Origin of the sequence: Desulfosporosinus sp. I2 (assembly GCF_000960765.1) — a bacterium.
Lineage (GTDB): Bacteria > Bacillota > Desulfitobacteriia > Desulfitobacteriales > Desulfitobacteriaceae > Desulfosporosinus.
Window position 1 is genome coordinate 1 of record NZ_JYNH01000086.1, and the last position, 20305, is coordinate 20305.

Annotated in this window: 23 protein-coding genes; all 23 read right to left on the bottom strand. The window is 44.6% G+C overall.

Annotated features, from left to right (window positions below; all coding sequences use genetic code 11):
- Positions 1-16: 16 nt before the first annotated feature.
- Positions 17-937, bottom strand: a complete 921-nt coding sequence (locus tag UF75_RS17020) for a hypothetical protein (protein ID WP_045575776.1) — start codon at positions 935-937, stop codon at positions 17-19.
- A gap of 13 nt (positions 938-950) precedes the next feature.
- Positions 951-2345 (bottom strand): ATPase, T2SS/T4P/T4SS family, encoded by a 1395-nt coding sequence (locus tag UF75_RS17025; RefSeq protein WP_045575777.1) that lies wholly within the window; start codon positions 2343-2345, stop codon positions 951-953.
- Positions 2342-3079 (bottom strand): cobalamin biosynthesis protein CobQ, encoded by a 738-nt coding sequence (locus tag UF75_RS17030; protein WP_045575778.1) that lies wholly within the window; start codon positions 3077-3079, stop codon positions 2342-2344. The genes UF75_RS17025 and UF75_RS17030 overlap by 4 nt, the downstream gene beginning before the upstream one ends.
- Positions 3069-3788 (bottom strand): Flp pilus assembly protein CpaB, encoded by a 720-nt coding sequence (gene cpaB / locus UF75_RS17035; RefSeq protein WP_045575779.1) that lies wholly within the window; start codon positions 3786-3788, stop codon positions 3069-3071. Before cpaB ends, UF75_RS17030 begins: the two co-directional genes overlap by 11 nt.
- A gap of 26 nt (positions 3789-3814) precedes the next feature.
- On the bottom strand, positions 3815-4681 hold the full coding sequence (locus UF75_RS17040; protein WP_045575780.1) for an antirestriction protein ArdA: 867 nt from the start codon (positions 4679-4681) through the stop codon (positions 3815-3817).
- A 194-nt stretch (positions 4682-4875) separates the two neighbouring features.
- Positions 4876-5199, bottom strand: coding sequence for a hypothetical protein (locus UF75_RS17045; protein ID WP_045575781.1), 324 nt, complete (start codon positions 5197-5199; stop codon positions 4876-4878).
- Positions 5200-6378 carry an antirestriction protein ArdA gene (locus UF75_RS17050; protein WP_045575782.1) on the bottom strand — a complete coding sequence of 393 codons (1179 nt, stop codon included), beginning with the start codon at positions 6376-6378 and terminating at the stop codon, positions 5200-5202. It lies immediately after the preceding gene.
- Positions 6379-7128: an antirestriction protein ArdA gene (locus UF75_RS30255; protein ID WP_242860300.1), complete on the bottom strand. Its 750-nt coding sequence runs from the start codon at positions 7126-7128 to the stop codon at positions 6379-6381.
- Between the two features lie 40 nt (positions 7129-7168).
- Positions 7169-7552: a hypothetical protein gene (locus UF75_RS30260; RefSeq protein WP_242860301.1), complete on the bottom strand. Its 384-nt coding sequence runs from the start codon at positions 7550-7552 to the stop codon at positions 7169-7171.
- 113 nt (positions 7553-7665) lie between these two features.
- On the bottom strand, positions 7666-7998 hold the full coding sequence (locus UF75_RS17060; RefSeq protein ID WP_045575783.1) for a hypothetical protein: 333 nt from the start codon (positions 7996-7998) through the stop codon (positions 7666-7668).
- Between the two features lie 17 nt (positions 7999-8015).
- Positions 8016-8327 carry a DUF4314 domain-containing protein gene (locus tag UF75_RS17065; protein ID WP_242860302.1) on the bottom strand — a complete coding sequence of 104 codons (312 nt, stop codon included), beginning with the start codon at positions 8325-8327 and terminating at the stop codon, positions 8016-8018.
- Positions 8321-8716 carry a hypothetical protein gene (locus UF75_RS17070; RefSeq protein WP_045575784.1) on the bottom strand — a complete coding sequence of 132 codons (396 nt, stop codon included), beginning with the start codon at positions 8714-8716 and terminating at the stop codon, positions 8321-8323. Before UF75_RS17070 ends, UF75_RS17065 begins: the two co-directional genes overlap by 7 nt.
- Positions 8717-9008: 292 nt before the next feature.
- Entirely contained in the window at positions 9009-9638 is a 630-nt protein-coding gene (locus tag UF75_RS17075; RefSeq protein WP_242860303.1) for a hypothetical protein, read from the bottom strand.
- Positions 9639-9849: 211 nt separating this feature from the next.
- On the bottom strand, positions 9850-11157 hold the full coding sequence (rlmD, locus tag UF75_RS17080; RefSeq protein WP_045575785.1) for a 23S rRNA (uracil(1939)-C(5))-methyltransferase RlmD: 1308 nt from the start codon (positions 11155-11157) through the stop codon (positions 9850-9852).
- Between the two features lie 135 nt (positions 11158-11292).
- The gene (locus tag UF75_RS17085) at positions 11293-12000 is read right to left on the bottom strand and encodes a CPBP family intramembrane glutamic endopeptidase (RefSeq protein ID WP_052693390.1); all 708 of its coding nucleotides are present in this window, start codon (positions 11998-12000) and stop codon (positions 11293-11295) included.
- A 205-nt stretch (positions 12001-12205) separates the two neighbouring features.
- The gene (locus UF75_RS17090; protein WP_045575787.1) at positions 12206-13540 is read right to left on the bottom strand and encodes an acetyl-CoA hydrolase/transferase C-terminal domain-containing protein; all 1335 of its coding nucleotides are present in this window, start codon (positions 13538-13540) and stop codon (positions 12206-12208) included.
- Between the two features lie 146 nt (positions 13541-13686).
- Positions 13687-14865, bottom strand: a complete 1179-nt coding sequence (locus tag UF75_RS17095; RefSeq protein ID WP_045575788.1) for an acetyl-CoA C-acetyltransferase — start codon at positions 14863-14865, stop codon at positions 13687-13689.
- Positions 14866-15019: 154 nt separating this feature from the next.
- The gene (locus tag UF75_RS17100; protein WP_045575789.1) at positions 15020-16162 is read right to left on the bottom strand and encodes an acyl-CoA dehydrogenase; all 1143 of its coding nucleotides are present in this window, start codon (positions 16160-16162) and stop codon (positions 15020-15022) included.
- Between the two features lie 115 nt (positions 16163-16277).
- Positions 16278-17060: an enoyl-CoA hydratase-related protein gene (locus UF75_RS17105; RefSeq protein ID WP_045575790.1), complete on the bottom strand. Its 783-nt coding sequence runs from the start codon at positions 17058-17060 to the stop codon at positions 16278-16280.
- Positions 17061-17104: 44 nt separating this feature from the next.
- Positions 17105-17950: a 3-hydroxybutyryl-CoA dehydrogenase gene (locus tag UF75_RS17110; RefSeq protein ID WP_045575791.1), complete on the bottom strand. Its 846-nt coding sequence runs from the start codon at positions 17948-17950 to the stop codon at positions 17105-17107.
- A gap of 317 nt (positions 17951-18267) precedes the next feature.
- The gene (locus tag UF75_RS31085; protein ID WP_348983071.1) at positions 18268-18624 is read right to left on the bottom strand and encodes a helix-turn-helix domain-containing protein; all 357 of its coding nucleotides are present in this window, start codon (positions 18622-18624) and stop codon (positions 18268-18270) included.
- The gene (locus UF75_RS17115; RefSeq protein ID WP_348983072.1) at positions 18606-20000 is read right to left on the bottom strand and encodes a sigma 54-interacting transcriptional regulator; all 1395 of its coding nucleotides are present in this window, start codon (positions 19998-20000) and stop codon (positions 18606-18608) included. The genes UF75_RS31085 and UF75_RS17115 overlap by 19 nt, the downstream gene beginning before the upstream one ends.
- Positions 20001-20179: 179 nt before the next feature.
- Positions 20180-20305: acyl-CoA dehydrogenase family protein (locus UF75_RS27365; protein ID WP_282433813.1), on the bottom strand; the 126-nt coding region annotated here is incomplete at its 5' end.

Below are 20305 nucleotides of genomic sequence, written 5' to 3' on the forward strand. Positions count from 1 at the left end.
ATTTTGGTTAAGTTTTCTATCGGTTGGCAGGTCTGGTCATCTTCATCACGAAGAACGAAGTTGCCAGAGCGGTTACAAGCATGACGACAATCAGTAATTTTCCTAAGGTGGTTCCGGTCAGAATGGCAAACCATTCGGCATTTGAAAAACGCATCAAGGGAATAATACTGAACATCATACCCACCGTCATCAGATAATCCCGCCATACCCTGCCCATCATGCTGTCACTTTCAATCTGCATGGCCTTGGCATCATTCATCGACTTTATCACGGGAAACAGGGCAAATTTCAGCCGCCTGTCGTGATAGCAGAGAATCAACATTTTTATCCACTCGGCAAAGTAGCGGTTTTTGATTTTAGCCGACAGACGGTATAGCCCATGTTCTATGTTGGGATTGATAAGCTTTATTTCTGAGATAAATTCATCGAAGGGTGTTGGCTTCCTTAACTCCACAGGGGTATAGCGGTTCTTCTCTTCGACATAGGTTTCCACCGCCTTGATAATGTCGTCACATCCGGCGTAGGCGTTGGTGATGATGGACATGGTATTTTCCAACCCCTCAATTTCTTCCCTCGCTGCCCTGGAACTTTTCACGGTCAGGTAAAAGTAAGGAGCCGGGATAAGGCAGACTGCTGTTACCGCTGCCAATCCAGCGTTGTTAAAAAGCAAAACCCCCGCCAAAAAACCCGACACAAATGCTGCGGCAACCATCAGGATAAATTTCTTAAGCGTGTATCTGGTTTGCCGGAACAGGGTTGTAAACCGGAGGATCACTCTCTCGCTGATTTTCAGCTTTGTCCTAGACAGATACAACCGCCGCTGTTTCAAAGTGTTTTTCTCCACTGCAAAAGGGTTAAGCTTCAGCAGGAGGAAAAGGCCAAGGCTGATCAAGACAAAGACAAAGACAAGGGCAAAGGAACCCTGGATGCTATTCATAGTCAACCTCCCTTCAATTTTTAAACTTGTTTCCTGCGAAACGGCAAATTTCCTTTCGTTCAACCCCATTGATCAAGAGCCTCTCGGCAAGGGTCTGGGATATATGCCCTATGTGCTTGTGACTTCCTACGACCTCTGCAATTCTTCCGGCTTCGTCTTTTTCATAATGATCAATGTCGTATCGAAAAAGGGTATTGCCTACCAACTCTCCATCTCTGACCCCGGTGGCCTCGAAGATTTCCATGTATTTTCGGGACTGGTCAGGCAACTGCATTTTAAAGACCATGATGGGAAAAGATTCCACGATATTTTTCAGTAATCTTTCCTCCGACAATGACGTTCCGGCTTCTAGGCACATGGTGAGGATTCTTTCATAGGCTGTCCTGGCACTGTTGGCGTGCAGAGTGCTGACGATGGTGTGCCCTGTACGTCCTGCTTCCTGCACCGTCAGGGCTTCTTTCCCCCTCATCTCAGCCGGGACAAGGATTGCCGGGTGGAGCCTCAAAGACAGCTTCAACAGGTCCAGCATGGTAATGGGATTGGGTTCTTCCTTGGTCAAAAGGTGAATGACATCATTGACCATCACACCGTTTTCATCCACTTGGACCAGGGTCAGTTCGCGGGTGTCCTCTATGGTTACGATTCTTTTATCACTTGAAATACAGCTTAGAATATATCCCATATCAGAGGTCTTTCCGCTGCCGGTTGCTCCGGCGATGGCTACCGATATGCCGTTATTGACGCAGAGGGTGAGAAAATCCAGCTCATCTTCTGTAGCTGTCCCCCAATAAATCAGGTTTTCTCTTGTGATATAGGACGGCTTTTGCTTTCTTATAGAAGCAATGGCACCGGCATCGAAATCAACGCAGGGTACAATGGCACCGGACATGCGGATGCCCCGTGAAATAAAGCTGTCGCCTATAGGCTTTGAGCCATCCAGGATGACATTTCCAAAGCGGCTCATTTTCTTGGCGATGTTGGAGCAAGCCTCCGGGCTGCTGAAGGTTACCGGGAGCCTTACCTTTTTATCCTTGTATAAAACCCATACTCCGTTGTAACCGTTGACGTTGATCTCTTCAACCTCGCTGTCCTTCAAATATTCCGATAAAATCCCCATGCCTGCCATATCGTTGTATACCCTGTCGACCAGCTCGGAAATATTTTGAATCCCCTTTGCCACCATCCGTTCACTATTCAAATACTGCATGATGAGGTTTTTCAACTTTCCCTCCGCTTCTTCCGAATACAGCACCTGTGCCAATTCTGTGGAGTGGTTTCTGGAGATAATCCGCTGCAATTTATCCAGGATGTCGCCGTAGTCCTGAGCTTCCAGGCTGTTCTCCCCGCTGTCGGAGCGCTGCTTGTTGGCCTTGTAGATCAGTTCATTGACTGAAAATCCGTCGTTCATTGGTCCTTCCCTCCGCATATTTCATCTGAGATTTTTTCCAGGACTTTGCTGTACTGTCTGCACCCTCGATCCTCATAAAAAAACACCGGAGTTCCGGCGTTTTCAAGCTCACCTGCCTGCTTTACAAAGGGAAGTTCATATTTAAAGGAAAGCTCTATAAGACTCTTAAAGGTTTTGTCATCGAACTCACCATTCGGTGTCTGCATTACATTGATTTGCTTGTCGGCGATATGAAGTTCCTGGACAAAATCCTCTACTCCTTTATGCCACATAGGGGCAGAGGCAGACGGCCTGTACAGGGTGTACACCTTTTCCGAAAGCCAGAGCCCCGTTCCGGATATGGGATTGGTTAGATCCCCCGAGCCGTCAATCAGTAAGATGTCGAACAGGAGAGAGGATGCGGTGATGAGCCTTTCCACGCTTTGGAGGGATACGCTGTCACATAAAAGCCCTGTGTAATGATTGGGTATGGACAGAAAAAAGAGATTTTTACTTTCCCCGGCCTCCATAAACTTCTCACCCACATTGGGATTGTCTTCATGGAGCGCACGGAACAGTCCCTTTTCCGGTGGTATGCTCTGCCCGAAATACACCTGCAGGTCGCCGTAAATCAGGTTGGAGGAAATGAGCCCTACAAGGTGGTCACGGTTTGCCAAAGCGCAGGCTAAGTTGACCGCAAAAGTGGTTTTTCCGCTGTTGTCCTTGCCCCAAACAGTGATGATCTTACTGCTCATGGCTTACCCCCCTTTTTTCAAAGATCAGATGCAGCTTGCCCGTGTATTCGGCTTCGATGAGTTTCGCTGCCTGCGCTTCGGTAGCTATCAGGGTAACCGCCTTGGGGATGGGATCGCTGGAAGACTGCTGATTTTCCGCTTGCTGCTTTCGGACCTGGGCGGTGCTCTGTGTGCGGGCATTCTCCACACTGTAAACCTCCAGTCCTTTCAGTTCAGGATAGAGGATAACCTGTGCGGAAGTGCTTTGACTTGCGTCCCCCTCTTTTTTTTGATTTGAAAAGACAGCCACTGTCACAATGTCGCCGCTTTCTAAATGGGAGGAGAGCCCTGCGGCAATGCTTGGCACACTGATGGTAACCAGCCGTTTATTGTCCCTGGCAATACGGTCCAACTTTTCATCGGCGACAAAGTCCCCGATCTTTTGGGGAAACAGGTAGTCCCCCTTCGCAATGTCAGTCTGCGCGATCTTCCCTTCAGCCAAAGCCTTATCCTTGATGACGGCATCGGGCAAACCGAATTTCCCCACCTCCGCCATAGCAAGATATTTACTCTGTATCTTTGTGCCTGCCGGGATGTCCTCCGCAGCCCGAAGCACCATCACTGTCGCGCCCTTGTCCGCATAAAACTTTGGTAGGAGCAAAAAAGAAATGGCTCCTGCCAGGACAATGCAGAGGATGCTTAAAAATATCCGGTTCTTGAGTATCTTCAACTTATATCATCACTCCTTCAAGGAATTTAGTTTATCTGCATGCCGCTCTGCTGCACCGTACCCTCCATGACGGTTTGAACCTCCATATCAAACTGTTCAAGCCATCGCTCATCAAGGCTCCAAAAACGGATCAGTTCAGCTACCGTTTTACGAAGTTCACCGATATCCTCTGTTGCTTCCACTCCAAAAACACAAGCTTTTTCTACAGCAGTAGCAGTCAGACCATCGATAGTTGCTTTAATCATTACATCATCTTTACTCAAAGAGCCGTCTTTACTTTTCAACGATTTTTGCTTCTCCCGCTCTTTGGCAATCAGTTCAATGAGGTTAGTGCCATCGTATACCTCGTCCACTACCTCATTGGAGTTGCGAATATATCCGGCATTAGTAAACTCGTCATGGTCATTGGACTGCACATCGTAGCCTACATCCTCATAGTCAATGTTTTTAAAGATTTCCTCCGGCAGATCCGATGCTTTTTCCTCTACAAAACGGTGTCCAAGCTCATCTAAACCCGTGACGCCATGCCATATTTCATAGGAGTCGTCTTCAAGGTAGTACGCCTTGTTGATGAGGTCTTTGACCGTAATATCCCCGCAGTCTGTGAGCAGGGACATGAAATCCTCAGCCTGTTCTTCAGTAAATCCTTTGAACTTATGGGCAAGGAGATTGAGTTCATTGATGTTGGCGCCTCCTGGGATGTGGTTCTGCAGGTCCTCATATTTTCCGAAGGAGTGACCAATGATCTCATAGCCGCCGTTGTCGAAATCGCTCAATCCGATTTCTCCGGCAGCTTTTTGAAGCGTTTCCTCTGCCACGGGAAGCTCAACGTGCACCGCAAGCTGCTGCCCATGTTCATCTTTTTGAGTGTTGCTGATAATTAATTTAAGCATTTTTTCCCTCCTGTTTTTTAAAATAAAAAAGTACCTTTCAGTTTTTAAAAACCAAAAGGCACTATATCAATTGCTGCTGTGTAGACGGCGGGGTGGACGCGGGGAGTCAAGACCATCCCCGAGGTAGGTATAGTTATCGCTTTGACCATCCCTTACCGACATCACTCTGATTTCATACATGAGGCCAGCCTCCTTTAACAGCTCATTCCTTGTGTCTGCTCGGGGTAAATGGTGAAGCTGTCGCTTTGCAGCCAGTCAACTTCATCCCGGTCGGTGAAGTTTTTTTGTGAGCGGATATATTCCAGGTCCTCATCGTCTGCAGGCTCGCTCTCCCCCTCACCATAGGTGTAGGAATTCACAGTGACCTTTATCGATTCGTTACCGCCGCAGTCCTCCAAAAGCTCTTTATAGAGGTCGGAGTTTTCTACGTCCTCCCGGTCGGGTATCCCGCTCATATAACCGCTGTCGGTGACCTCTGTGTTTGCTTCCAGTTCTACCAATGAAAATATTTTACTCATTTACATCCCTCCCATCTTTTGTGTGAAGCCTTGCTCCTGTTCTTGGAATGGCTCATCAATTCTTCGGATCATTCCAAAGGCCGTCTGCTTTGCACCATCTTCTATCATTTTGTAATTGCCGTATTTCTCGTAGTCGACAAAGCTATTAATCTCATCGTCAACGAATATATCATATCTGCCGGACTCAAAGAGCACATGGTGAGCGTAGTCCGTTGCATTGATAACAGAGGCAGGGATAAGTTCATACCTATCGAGGTCTTCTGCGATATCCAGTATATTGCACAAATCCTCCGGCATTTCTGCTTCGAGGGCAGCGAGAAGCTTTGTGATCATTCCCTCGTTTGGCAGCATGTCTTTAATTTTCTGCGCCAGCTTGTTGAGAGAATAGATGTCCCCATCCATATGAAGCCTGTCTGATAGGTTTGCGATTGGACAGGCAAAATCCGCAATTTCACACTCGTCAAAATGCTTTACCCGCAACTGATCTCTTGCCTGACGCAACGCAATATCCGATGTTGGCAGCTTGAGGGTGTAGGGGTCCTCCAGCCTATCAAAGCTGTACTGAGATATGAGCTTGAGCTTGAAAATATAATCCTTATCGGCATTCACATCGGGCAGCGTGATCCCATCATAGATGCGCTCTATGCTGCCGCCGGTCTTTGCCACATATCCTGCTGCGGTATAGGTGCCGGAGTTGTTTGCCTCATATTCTGTTGCGACCCTTTCATAATCCACATAAGGCAGGGCGCTTTCATGGATTTGCACCTCACCGCTTTCCAACAGATATTGCCCAAGCTCCTTGGCAGTGGTGACATCGGGGTACAACTCGTATCCTTCCAAACTGTAGGTCAAGTTGATGATGTCTGCCAGTGTGTTAATGGGTTCAATATCAAGAGCTCCGGAGAAAAGAGCTGCTTCCGATTCAACAAAACCATCGATGCGCCGAGCGATGAAATCAAGTTCTTTAATAATCTTGGGGTCATCGGTGCTTTTCCCGCTCAAGTATTGCCGCAGGTTCTGGATTGTGGATTCTACTCCGGTGATGCGTGTATCAAGGTTCTCAGTACCATTGATATTATCCAGTGCTGCATAGGCTTCCCCTATGTCGGCAGGGGTGGAGGGTAGCGAGAGCCACACACCATTTTCCTTGTCCATCCTTGTTAATAAGACTTTCAACATTTATATCCCTCCCATTGTCTGCGTTTTTTCCTCCAACTGGTCGTTCAAATCGCAGATTTCTTCCATTGAGCCCGTGCAGCAGATATATCCGTATGAGGTGAAGCATCCCTTCTCATGCATGAGGCGGCCCTGACCGTACTTTTCAAAGTCGACGTAGCTTTCCAACTCGCTGTCATATTTAAAATGGCCGGACTCTATAATCATGTGTCTGCCGTACTGCTCCACGTTAGAAATGCCTGCAACAAAAAAGAAGCTGTCAAGTTTGTTTGCCAGCTCGATCATTTCTCCTGCAGTTTTCGCTTGGGTATAATCAATGACCGCCTCCAGTTTCTTGATTTCCTCCGGATCAAGCTCATGGATGATTTTACTCAATTCATTGATTTCACCAATGTTGTCCATCAGGGAAAGATGATCCATAAAGCTCTCCGACAAGCTCATGCTGTCTACACATTGAAAGGTCAAGTCGTTATATGTGTCTGCGCCGAGATGGAGGAGCGCTTTCAAAATACAGGCTTTTGATGTGGGAAGATATAGCCATACCTTTTCCGGGCTTGTTGATTGGGAACCCTTTCTCATCATCTCCAGCTTCAATATATAGTCACTGGTGTAATCATAATCGGGAAACATTTTTCCATTGTATACTTCTTCCATGGGAAGGCTGTTGCAAAATACTACACCATAAGGTGTTACCTTACCATCACCGCTGCTTAAAAGATTTCTGCCCATTGTTTCAAAGTCGAGCCGTTCCATTTCACTTGCAGGGCATCCGATGTTCTTATCAAGGTAATGATTACTTCCGATGTTTTTTCAGGTTCAAGAAATCAGTGACGACCGTATAATTGTGAAGGTTGAAGGTTAGGTTGATGAGGTCTTTCATGGTGCAGATACCCTCTCTTGCAATAGCTCCTTGAAACTTGGCAAGCTCATAGTAGTCAAAGCTGTCTATCCGTCTCGCGAGATAGTTCATCTCATCCACATTGATGCAGTTGTTTTCAAGTACGCAAAGAGCAGGTATATCTCCGCTTATCTTCGCAACATGACAATCTGCTATGTTGCTGTCGCTGATGTTTAGCCCACTGAGCTGTTCCATCATGCTTTCCTCATCAACGGGAAAGGTGATGTCGATGCTATAGTTATCGCGATATGCACCGTTTTTGAGTTCGGCAATAATCATCTTGTACCAATCCTTTCCTTAATAGAGTCGGAGAAATAAAAAAAGCGGCTGCATCTTTTGAAATGCAACCGCTTTTTACTACTATACTGTTTAAGTAAGAGCTTCCAGCAAATTTAAAATTCGGGGGAATCCAATCCTTCCTCATCCATCGAATTTATTTCATTTTCAGGAACCAACTCTACTTCTGAGGGTTCTGTGTCGCCCATCTGCATTGGAATCAGCACGGGAAGCAACTCATTCCTTAGAAATTCCTGATCGGCGCAATAGTCGATAAATCCTGCTCTGGTGGATATGAAGGCAGTATCCAGCGGGGTAGTAATTTGAATGACGTCTAGCGACGAATTTTTTACTATGAAAGAGGCAATGTTTGTCGGAGTAGCTTTCAAAAAATGTTCGTTTCTTCCTTCCTCCGAATAGACATAGCCAATTAAATAAGGATAAACCATTGCTTTCCCTCCTTTAATTATAGGATCATCTGTTGAGACTTCCCCTGTTCCTGATCCGGTAATTTGCGGAATGAATCTTCCTCCGGCACTAACGCCAGGTTTCTGCCATTATCCCATTTCACATGGATTTGCCCGATATCGTCCACAATTTCCACAGTACCTTGAAGACCTAACGGCATCTGCTGTTCTCCCGCCATGGACCCAAGCTCTACTCGTGTGCCCTGGGGATAGTCTTTTTTAATTGCGTTGATTTTCCATTGACTCATCATGTCGATGTCCTCCCATTTTATGAAAAAATGACTCATGTCTGCGATCAAAGCTCTCAGCATTTACATTCTCCCATCGTTTGTGATTGTTGTGCCTGAGTGAATTGCTCAACCACAGCCATCAGTTCTCTTGCACATCCCGCATCGCCAGCTGCTAGGCGTTCTGCCATATCGTCATAGCCATATAAGCAAGTTCGTTCTATTGCTTGGCAGAGTGTGTTGATATCCTCAAGGCTGTCGCTACCGGCTACCTTGCCGACAATGGCCTTACCCACTTCATTTAGCCCGGTTAGTCTAACAGACACATTTTCTGTGTTGTCCACGGTCACCTTGCTGGCAGGAAACCGGATTCCAATGCTCCCGAGATGGTCAGGCATATCATGAATATTTAGGGGGAAATCTACCGCCAGGCTGTTCCTCTGATGCTGGATAAAGGCGTAAACGGTTTGCAATTTATATACCTCCCATGTTTATTTCATCCGGCTACATGCCATCCTGCATGGATGCTGCAAGGGCTTCTTGAATCAGTTCAGTCGTTGTGGAGATTTCCTTTTCCTTGCAGGAAGTCCGGAACTTTTAATCCCTGCTGTGCAGCTCTGCGGGTGACCTCGACAAAAAATCTGTTGCTGTCCATATTTGAATCCTCCTAAAGTTTTTCGGAAAATTAAAAAGGCTATATCTCATTTCTGAAATACAGCCCTATACTTACCCTAATTAAATTTAAGTATCGTGGAATTGTCTCAATTATATTTCCGGTCCGTTCATCTGCAGATCATTTTCGCTAGGTCTGCAGTAATTCAGCATTTCACAAATTTCCTCGGGGACATTTTCAAAGTCCACATGATGATCCCGCTCAACATCTACAGTGTACCAGTAATCATACGGTATAAAGTTCGCGTCTATATATTCTCTTTCTGCTTTTGAAAAACTTTCATCGTGATCATCAATCAGCCCTTTGTCTGTAAAGAAAATTGTGCCCCAGTGTTCACCGGAGGATCCGATATCCAATGTAACGATACCGATTGAAACATCTCCTGTCTTATGTGCTTTAATAACGGCTGGCACAAGTACAAATTCAAATTCTTTATCTGTTAAATAATCCGTTTGATATACTTGTATAAAGGCATCGTGTAGACTTTTCAACACCTCTTTGGCGTATTGCTTATCTGAACTATTACAGGATTCATGAAGCTTTTTAAAATCAAGCTTTGGCAGAATATCCTTATTAAGCTTTTCAATATATATGGTTTGTAATTCATTATTGTCCATTTTCATTTTCCTTTCTTCTTTACTTTCTGAAAGATATATTGGCAAGTGGTCATTTGATACTCCCAGCTGTGAGAACCTCGCGATGTGAGCTTTATGTAAACTCAAAGAAATCATTCAGGGTTCATTGTTTTTTTACCTCCTATCCTTATTTTTTCTCATTTTGAAGTCCAAGAAATACTGTGGAAATAATAAAGCGGCTTCTTGAATGAAACCGCTTTATTTTTATAAAATTAGCTTAAAATCTATTTTTTATCAGTGGTTTTTTCTTTTTTTAAGTCGTAAATCAAAGTGCCTGAAACCCTTGCTACAAGCGGCTTTAAGCACGATTTATCCGAGTTATCGTTTCAACGTGCGTCGTCCAGGGAAACATATCTACGGGCTGCACGCTTTTCACCTTATAACCAGCATCACCATGTGTTAGCGCACTCAGATCCCTGGCTAGAGTCCCTGGATCACACGACACATAAATAATGCGCTGGGGCTTTAGCTCCAGTAGTCGCTGCACAACTTCTGGCTCCATGCCGGCGCGTGGAGGATCGACAACAACGACATCTGGTTGCTCCTCGATTTTCATCATTCGTTGTTCAACTTTCCCCTTCAGGAATTCAACGTGGCCTACGGCATGGTTATTAATGGCGTTTTGAATTGCATTTTCCACGGCATACGGGTTTTCCTCAATTCCCGTTACTTTCTTAGCCTTGGTGGCCAGTGCCAAAGCTAAAGTTCCTATCCCGGAATAAAGATCCCACACAATTTCTTCTCCGGTCAGTGCGGCCCCTTCTAAAACAAGCTTGTAAAGGACGTTCGTTTGCTGAGAATTGACTTGCAAGAAGGATAATGGGGAAACCTCAAAGCTGAGGTCCAGAATGGTTTGGCTAAACTCTTCATCCCCCCAAATCAGTACTAAACTTCCTTCATCATCGGTTCCCCAAACGGATCGTAATCCCTGCTCCGAAAGGGCTTTGAAAAACTCCTGGTTTTCTTCCGCAGAAAGGACCTTTGTTGGAGTTCCTTCTAATAATAGTAGCCCTTCGTTCTGCGTGTTCTCACGAAAGGTCAAGGTATGTATTTCAGGATAACTACCAGCTAAAAATTCTTCCGTTAATCGTATCCAATGATTCATACGTTCACTTAGCAGGTGGCAATCCTCAAAATCAACAAGCTCTTTGGATTTTTCCTTGAAATACCCTAATTGTCCGTCAGGCTTGCGGTGTAACCGCACCTTGTTTCGGTAGCGCCAAGGTTGCTCCATTCCAATCGTGGGTTTGACCTCAACGTTTAGTTTTCCAATTCGAGTGAGTGCATCCTCAACCCAGCGTTGCTTCCATAAGAGAGTCTCTTCATAGGTTGTGTGCTGAAGTTGGCATCCTCCGCACTGTTCAAAGGCTGAGCACGGCGGCTCGAGACGATTAGGGGAACGTTTGGTAATTTTCCGCAGCTGTGCGCGTTGCCACTTCTTCTTAGCCTCATATACCTCTATTTCTCCAGTTTCCCCGGGCAACAATCCCTGCACGAAGGTTGCAATACCATTTTGATACCCTATCCCTGAGCCGTCTGTGATCAGACGCAGACATTCGATTTCGGACGTTTCACCCAAACGATCATGATTTAAATTATTGTTCATGATATCTCCTTTTAAATCCATACATGATTTCACTGCGCTGCACTATCAACTTATACATAGATGGATGGACTGATACCGCAGTAACATAAATGGCTAAGTGGCGCAAATACAGGAATAACCAGCAGGGTCCATCCATTAATAGCGCTGAACCCATAGTGCGACAGCCATTAGAAAATTCCAAGTCCCATGGGCCACAACGGATGGCCAAATACTCGAAGAACGTTCGTATAACCAAGTGAGCACGACCCCACCAATAAATAACGGTAAGAAGCGCACCACTTCTAAATGCAAAGTTGCAAAGAAGATTCCTGTGAGAAGAATTCCTTTACCTCTCCCAAAGGCCTGACGAAGCGGTGGATATATTAAGCCACGAAAAAGCAACTCTTCCCTAATTGGGGCAATAATCCCCCCTAAAATCGCGAGAAGGGCGAATTCCCAAAAATAGTTTGCCCCTTTTATTGCCACAGTAAAACTCTGCGGAGCCGGTGTTCCCAGTAATTTTGTCAATACGTTCCCTAAGAGACCGATGCCCACAAATAGTAAAACCCCTACTCCAAACCCCAATATCATGTATTGCTTACGTGGTTTAACAAACCCAAGCTCAGATAAGGGCCGACGAATAATTTTAAAAAATAGTCCAATCATAATCAAGTAAACCAGTGCATCCCCTAAGCCGATTCCAATAAAGTTAAATACCCCGCGCACAGAATCTAAATCCTTTGCAGTCTCCAACCATCCGAGCGAGAATTCAATTAACGTTACAATCGACACGAGTAATAATCCTTGCCAAATATTCCAAACCGGCTGACGCGGTGGTATCCTTAAGTCAATTTTCTTGGCTATAATAATCAACTCCTCACTCTGCACAACTATCTATCTGGGGTGTTTTCCTATCCCCTATCAAGTTTAACGGCAAGTTAATGCATTGTCCAATAAAAAATACCCATAAAAAAGGCAGGTGAATTATTTGGCTAATTCATCTGCCTTTTTATGAACGTTAACGTCCTTCCGTAAATAATTCAAACTATAACCTTAATTTTACTTTTGCTTAAGCAATCCCTTTTCGACGCCAAATTCTAAGTTTTTGTGCCTCATTGACCAAATCTTCACGGAAGTCTGGGTGAGCAATTGAAATCAACGCCTCTGCACGCTGCCAAGATGACAAACCTTTCAGATTCACTTTACCATACTCTGTGACAACATATTGAACCGTCGTCCGAGTATCCGTAATTAGAGAACCTAGCGTCATAACTGCTTTAATGCGGGACTGAACTTCACCTTTTTTATCCGTATAAGTGGAAGGTAAGCAGATAAAGCTTTTGCCACCTTTAGAATTATACGCAGCTTCCACAAAATCTAGCTGTCCCCCAGATCCAGTGATCATAGACGAGCCTGCCGATTCAGAACAAACTTGGCCAGCTAAGTCAATCTCCAAGGCGCTATTGATGGAAATCAATTGCTCGTTTTGCGAAGCGATAAAGGGGTGGTTAGTGTAATCCACCGGGTAGGCCGCTAAAGAGGGATTATCACGCATGAAATTATATAGTTTTTGCGTCCCGGCTGCAAAGGCAAAAACTATCCTTCCCCGATCAAGTTGTTTGCACATCCCCGTGACTTTTCCTGCCTGTACCATATCGACAAATCCGTCTACCAGCATTTCCGTATGAATCCCGAGATCTTTGAGATCCGATGCAGCAATCATCTGCCCTAAGGCATTGGGCATCCCACCTATTCCTAATTGGATACACGCCCCATCCTTAATTTCCGGCAATACATAGGCCGCAATTTGTCTGTCTAAATCAGAGGCAGGGGTAGAAGGTAATTGAGGAAGGCCTCTATTCCCACCTTCCACAATATAATCCACCTTGGAAATATGAACTGCATGATCATATCCGCCATGGACCCTAGGCATATCATTATTGACCTCAACAATCACTGCACGTGCTTTTTCAATGGCTGCCGCATAGTGTGATACTGTAACTCCAAAGCTAAAAAAACCATGTTCGTCCATTGGCGCAACCTGGATAGCCACAACATCTGTTTGTAAATTCTCTCGCAGGTATCGTGGGACTTCAGAATATTTGATAGGAATGTAATAGGCCAAGCCACTTTGACCCAATTTTCGTTCACGTCCGCCGAAGTGCCAACTATTCCAAGTAAAATGTTCTCCATTAGGATCGCTTTCGACCATCGCTAATGGACCCATCATTACTCCTCCACGCATATTTACATCGTGAAGTTCTTCTGTACGTCGAGCTAAAGCTTCGCCTAACAAACCCGCGATGCTTGCCGCAAAACCATACTCAACCCAATCCCCACTACGGATTACTTTAACAGCTTCGTCTGAGGTGACACACTTATTGTGATACTCTTCCTTATACATTGGTTTTGTCCCCCTTGCTCGTTTATCAAGTCTTATCTCTACCCAATCTAAAATTTCTAGTAGCGTTACTGGCGTTATTAAGACTAAGATTACAATAGTAAAGAATTATCCAGACATGAAAAATGACCAAGTTAAGTTTTAAAAAACTATCGTTCCACAATAAGGGCGATACCCTGACCTCCACCGATACATAGAGTTGCTAAGCCTCTGTGCGCGTTGCTACGCTTCATTTCATGAAGCAAAGACACGAGAATTCGGGTTCCAGAAGCGCCAACAGGGTGCCCCAAAGCAATTGCTCCTCCATTGATATTCGTTTTTTCCATATTAAGTTGTAAGTCGTTAGCCACTTTTAACGTTTGAGAAGCAAACGCTTCATTAGCTTCGACGAGATCAATATCGTCTATACTTAACCCGGCTTTTTGTAAAGCTTTTCGGCTCGCCGGAATAGGACCCGTGCCCATAATCAGGGGATCCACTCCAGCAGAGGCCCACGAAGTGATTGTTGCTAACGGAGTCAGCCCCAGTTGTTCAGCTTTTTCTTTGGCCATGATGACTAAGGCGGCTGCTCCATCATTAATCCCCGAAGCATTGGCAGCCGTTACAGTTCCATCCTTTTTGAAGGCAGATCGGAGTTTTGCAACGGCATCATAGGTCGCGCCGAAACGAGGAAATTCATCTTGGGCCACTATGACCGGATCCCCTTTACGTTGGGGAATAGATACGGGGACGATTTCCTCAACAAACTTTCCAGACTTAATAGCAGCTTCAGTGCGGTTCTGACTCACCACAGCATATTGATCTTGTTGCTCACGAGAGATCCCAAACTGTTCAGCAATATTTTCTGCAGTAATACCCATGTGAATATTGCTGAAGGCATCAGTCAATCCATCTTGAATCATAGAATCGACCATCGTATCATTGCCCATTCTATACCCTGTGCGAGCCTTGGAAAGCAAATAGGGAGCTAAGGACATGCTCTCCATCCCACCAGCAACAATAATATCGGCATCTCCTGCGATGATAGCCTGAGCGGCACAAACAATCGATTTGAGTCCGGATCCACATACTTTATTCAACGTCCAAGCAGGCACTTCCTGAGGAATCCCCGCTTTTATTGCCGCTTGACGAGCGGGGTTCTGACCTAGCCCAGCCTGAAGTACGTTCCCTAAAATAACCTCATCAACCTGATCTGCAGTAATTCCGGCTTTATTAATCGCTTCCTTTAAGACAAGTGCACCTAACTCCACAGCGGGTATTTGCCCTAATGCACCACAGAAAGAACCGACTGGAGTCCGCACTGCACTAATGATAACTACCTCTCTCAAATTAATTACTCTCCTTTCAGAGTGTGTAAAGGGGACGGTCCTTTTAACACACTTTTAACACGATTACTTAGCTACTTATTCTCGCACATTTAATTGGTTAAATGTGCAAAGAGAGTCCAAGCAAACAATTAAAGTAAGTCGACACGTCGCTATATTAATCTTTAAGAATGTGACTACTAATAACAATGCGTTGAATCTCACTGGTTCCTTCATAGATCTCGGTAATTTTAGCATCCCGCATCATGCGCTCAGCCGGATAATCTCGTGTGTAACCATATCCGCCATGAAGTTGAACGCCCATTGTTGTTACTGCCATAGCCGTTTCGGAAGCGAATAGTTTCGCCATAGCAGAAGCTTTCCCAACGGGTTTATGTTGAGAAGCTAGATAAGCAGATTGATAAACGAGCAACCGAGCTGCTTCAATTTGGGTGGCCATATCTGCTAGTTTAAATTGTGTATTTTGAAAAGCAGAAATAGGTTTGCCAAACTGTACTCTTTCCTTAGTGTACTTTAAGGCTTGCTCGTAGGCGCCTTGGGCAATTCCTAAGGCCTGGGAAGCTATACCGATTCTGCCAAAATCAAGCGTTTGCATGGCAATTTTGAACCCTTGTCCTTCTTGCCCTAATAAGTTCTCAGCAGGTACCCGAACATCTTCGAACACTAATTCATAGGTGGCTGAAGAACGGATCCCCATCTTCTTTTCTTTTTTACCAAAGCTAAAGCCAGGCATTCCCTTTTCAAGGATAAAGGCAGCAATTCCTTTATTTCCTTTACTCTTGTCCATTTGAGCTGTAACGACATATAGGTCAGCATAGTAGGCATTGGTAATAAAAACTTTGCTACCATTTAAAATGTAGTCATTTCCATCCCGAACAGCAGTAGTTCGTGTCCCTGAAGCATCTGAACCTGCCATAGGCTCAGTCAAACCAAATGCCCCAAGTTTTGCGCCAGTCGCTAACGGCGTTAAGTATTTCTGTTTTTGATCTTCGGTTCCAAACATGGCGATTGGGTTGGCACACAAGCTGGCATGTGCGGAAATAGTAACCCCGACAGAAGCATCGACTCGAGACAGTTCTTCGACTGCGATAGCATAAGAAATATAGTCTGCTCCAACGCCACCATATTCTTCAGGGAAAGTAACTCCAGCAAGACCGAGCTCCCCACATTTTTTCCAGATCTCAACCGAAAATGCTTCCGTCTCATCCCGTTCTTCTGCTCCTGGTGCACATTCCTTCTCAGCAAAATCACGAACCATTTTACGCATCATGATATGGTCTTCAGTTAAATCAAAAATCACTTTAATCAATCCTCTCGTTTCTCGATAATTTTGAGTTTTTCGAATTTCTCATTAAGCCCAATACTTTTCGCTTTAACGGCGAGACCATTCGTGTTTCGTGCTTGTACCTCGACTTTTACCTGCCTTCAAATATCGGTTTGCGTTTTTCCAAAAAGGCCGTACACCCCTCTTTTTGATCTTGTGTACTACACGTTAGCCCGAAAACTTCTGCTTCGTAAGCTTGAGCACTGTCCAAGTCCATATTTCCGCCCCGCTGGATTGCACTTTTACTAAGCTGTACAGCCGCTGGTGCTCGCCCCGCTATGTGATTAGCCAGCTTAAGGGCTTCCTCCTTGAGGGCGTTTAATGGATAGACTCGATTAACTAAGCCAATGCGATAGGCTTCGTTAGCATCAATAATGTCCCCGGTAAAAAGTAGTTCACTGGCGATCCCCGTCCCGACGAGGCGAGGTAAGCGCTGGGTTCCTCCAAATCCAGCCGTGATTCCCAAAGTAACTTCTGGTTGTCCAAACTTAGCATTATCACTGGCAATTCTTAGATCACAAGCCATAGCTAGCTCGCATCCTCCGCCTAAGGCGAAACCATTGACAGCGGCGATCACAGGCTGAGGCATCAGTTCTAATTTTCGAAAGGTAGCCTGCCCTAATTGGGCAAATCGTCTTCCCTCTAAGGAGTTAAAGTCTTTCATCTGGGATATGTCGGCTCCTGCGACAAAGGCCTTTTCCCCACTACCCGTGAGAACTACGACTTTGACACTGGAGTTCATTCCTAACTCATCGATCGCAGTCGACAGTTCCGACAATGTGTCACTATTGAGTGCATTTAAGGCTTTGGGACGGTTAATCGTTAGAATGGCGATAGCACCAATCTGTTCGAGTAATAGGTTTGTATACTTCATGCTTTGTCCTCCTCATTGATCCTGTCTGATCAGGATTAATTAATTTATACATCGTATTGATAAAAACCACGTCCGGTTTTTCGGCCTAACCAGCCTGCTTTAACATATTTTCGGAGTAAGGGGCAGGGGCGATATTTATCCCCTAACCCATCATGGAGGACTTCCATGATGGATAATACGGTGTCGAGCCCGATTAAGTCTGCTAAGGCTAAGGGTCCCATTGGGTGATTCATACCCAACTTCATCACGTTATCGATGGCTTCCACTGTGGCGATCCCCTCAGAGAGAGTGTAGACTGCTTCATTAAGCATAGGAACTAAAATCCGGTTTGCCACAAATCCAGGGGCATCATTAACTTCCACAGGGGTTTTTCCCATTTTAAGGCTCAGAGCTTCGATAGTATTGTACACCTCATTGCTGGTGGCCAGACCCCGTATAACCTCCACCAACTTCATGACTGGAACGGGATTCATAAAATGCATCCCAATCACTCGATCCGGCCGTTTCGTGAACGCAGCGATCTCGGTAATAGGCAGGGAAGACGTATTGGTAGCGAGAATGGTATGCTCCGGGCAGATGACGTCGAGTTGAGAGAAGATTTGGGCCTTGATGGCCATATTCTCAACTGCGGCTTCTATGACTAAGTCCGCTGATGTGGCATCGTTTAGACTGGTCGATTTGGTAATCCTACCTAGAATCCCTTCTTTTTCCTCCTTATTAAGTTTTCCTTTTTCGAGACTGCGATTGAGGTTCTTCTCGATTATGCCGAGACCTCTTAGCACAAATTCATCGTTAATGTCATTTAAGATGACAGAGTATTCCGCTTGGGCAGCAACCTGAGCGATTCCCCCACCCATTTGTCCTGCTCCTATAACCATAATTGTTTTCATAATGTCCTCCTCTTTTTAGCGAATAATCACTTAGTAGGGTAAATGCTAATTCCAAATCTATTGAATTATCTTGCAATTTTCGTGCCAATTATTACTTATATATTCAGAATAATTGGCGTTCAGGAATGCGTAAGGGTTTAAACGTCTTTTCACTTCCTGATTAATGGATATTTCCCCTAACAATATGTATACGAAAGTATACATATTGTACTCTGCCTCCTCTGAGGCTGACACAGTTCCCAAAGCTCAGACAAGTGTCTACGAATGTATACATAAACCCATTTGTGGACATGTAAAACCTTTCCCATTGCCCTATGCTATTTATGTAACTGATGCTTGATAAGTTTTTTGTACAATCCCGCTCTAGAAAGCCCTAAATTTTTAGCAGCTTGAACTTTATTTCCTTTGGCAGTCTCCAGAGCAATCATAAGAGCTTCTTTTTCCACATTATTAAGAATTGACTCTAATGACCCTTCTATAAAGGGTCGCGTATTATGGCCAGCAAGAATTTGCAAGTAATTAGGTAGATGCTTGAGATGGATTTCTGTGTCATCAAGCATATTAAATGCTCTCTCGATAATGTTTTCAAGTTCACGGATATTTCCTGGCCAGCGATGTTTCCTTAGGACATCCATTGCTTCAAACGTAATTCCCGTTACTGATTGTGCAAACAAACGATAAATTTTTTAATAAAGGTTTCAATTAGACATTCAAGGTCATCAATCCTTTCACGCAGAGGAGGAATCGTTAAAGTCACGACATTTAAGCGATAATAAAGATCTTCACGGAATTTCTTTTCTTGTATCATTGCTTCGAGATCACGATTTGTCGCTGCAACTAATCGAACGTCAACTTTACGAGTCTTACTACTTCCTAACGGTTCAATTTCTCGTTCCTGAATAACCCGCAATAGCTTAGCTTGCATGGTCATTTCCATATCTCCAATTTCGTCAAGGAACAAGGTCCCTCCATCTGCTAATTCAAATTTTCCCAGTTTCCCACCTTTGCGTGCCCCGGTGAATGCCCCCTCCTCATAGCCGAACAGTTCAGATTCAAGCAAATTTTCAGGAACTGCCGCACAATTTACCTTTATAAAGGGACCTTGACTTCGAGTGCTTTCAGAATGAAGTAGCATGGCAAACAATTCCTTGCCAGTTCCACTTTCTCCCCTCAATAGAACAGTAGACCCTGACTTTGAAACACGAAGGGTAGTCTGAACTAAGGAAACCATCACTGCATTCTTTCCCTTTAAGAGTTCCAAGGCCGAATTGTTTTTCTGTAACATGGTCTTTTTATAGTAATCCAGCTCCAAACGCAATGAATCCACTTTTTTTGTTAAGGCGTAAAGTTCATTGACATCTTTGAAAACCACTTTTCCTAAAGCGCCGACAATTTTCCCATCCTGCTTAATCGGGATTCTGCTAGCAATAATTTCATGTCCATTTAAGTCATGAATGTATCCAAACACAGGTTGACCAGTTTCCAGAACATCTATAAATTTAGCGTTCTTATAGACGTCTATAACAGGTTTACCGATCAAATCCTCTGGGGTTTGATTAAAGAAACTCGAAAAGGCCTGATTGGTCATCGTGATGATCCCCTCTTTATCTACCACGATTAGCCCATCATAAGCGGTATTAAGAACGACCTCAAGAGTACGTTGTAGTTGCTTCGTTTTTTCATGTTCAACTACCAGATTGTCGAGGAAATTTTGAAGAATCGTGATATCATGGAATACCGCTACAGCTCCTACCAGTTCACCGTGAACATAGATGGGAGTTCGATTGCTTAATAAGGTGATATTATCAAGTTTCAACTGCTGGCCCAACTCAGCAATTCCAGTCTCAAAAACCCGCATTAGTCCAGTTTCAGGAAAGTGTTTGGTAATTGGTTCCCCCACAAGATCAAGGACCTCTGTTTTTAAAATATTTAAAACAGCGCGGTTCGCATAAATGATTTGTCCTTTGGGATCAACCGCAATGATTGCGTTATTCGTATTCTCGAGAATTTCATCTAGGGTGATCGAGAAAGCCTGTCCCTCCAGCAACATTGATAAACCTCCCGCATTTATTGTGTTATCAGATAATTCGACCCGAGAGAGGCAAATCCTTTTTTAATCATTAATTATCCATATCCAAAGGGCATCATTCTAATCATGTTAAGGAGCGAGCTCTAGAAATTTTAGAGCTCGCTCCTTTTTCTTTTAATCCCTCGCCATTAATGGAAGCTCTAAATTTTCAGGTGCTTAGCTATTACAATCCTCTGAATCTGATTTGTGCCTTCATATATTTGTGTAATTTTAGCATCTCGCATATAGCGTTCAACTTTGTACTCTTTGCAGTAACCATACCCCCC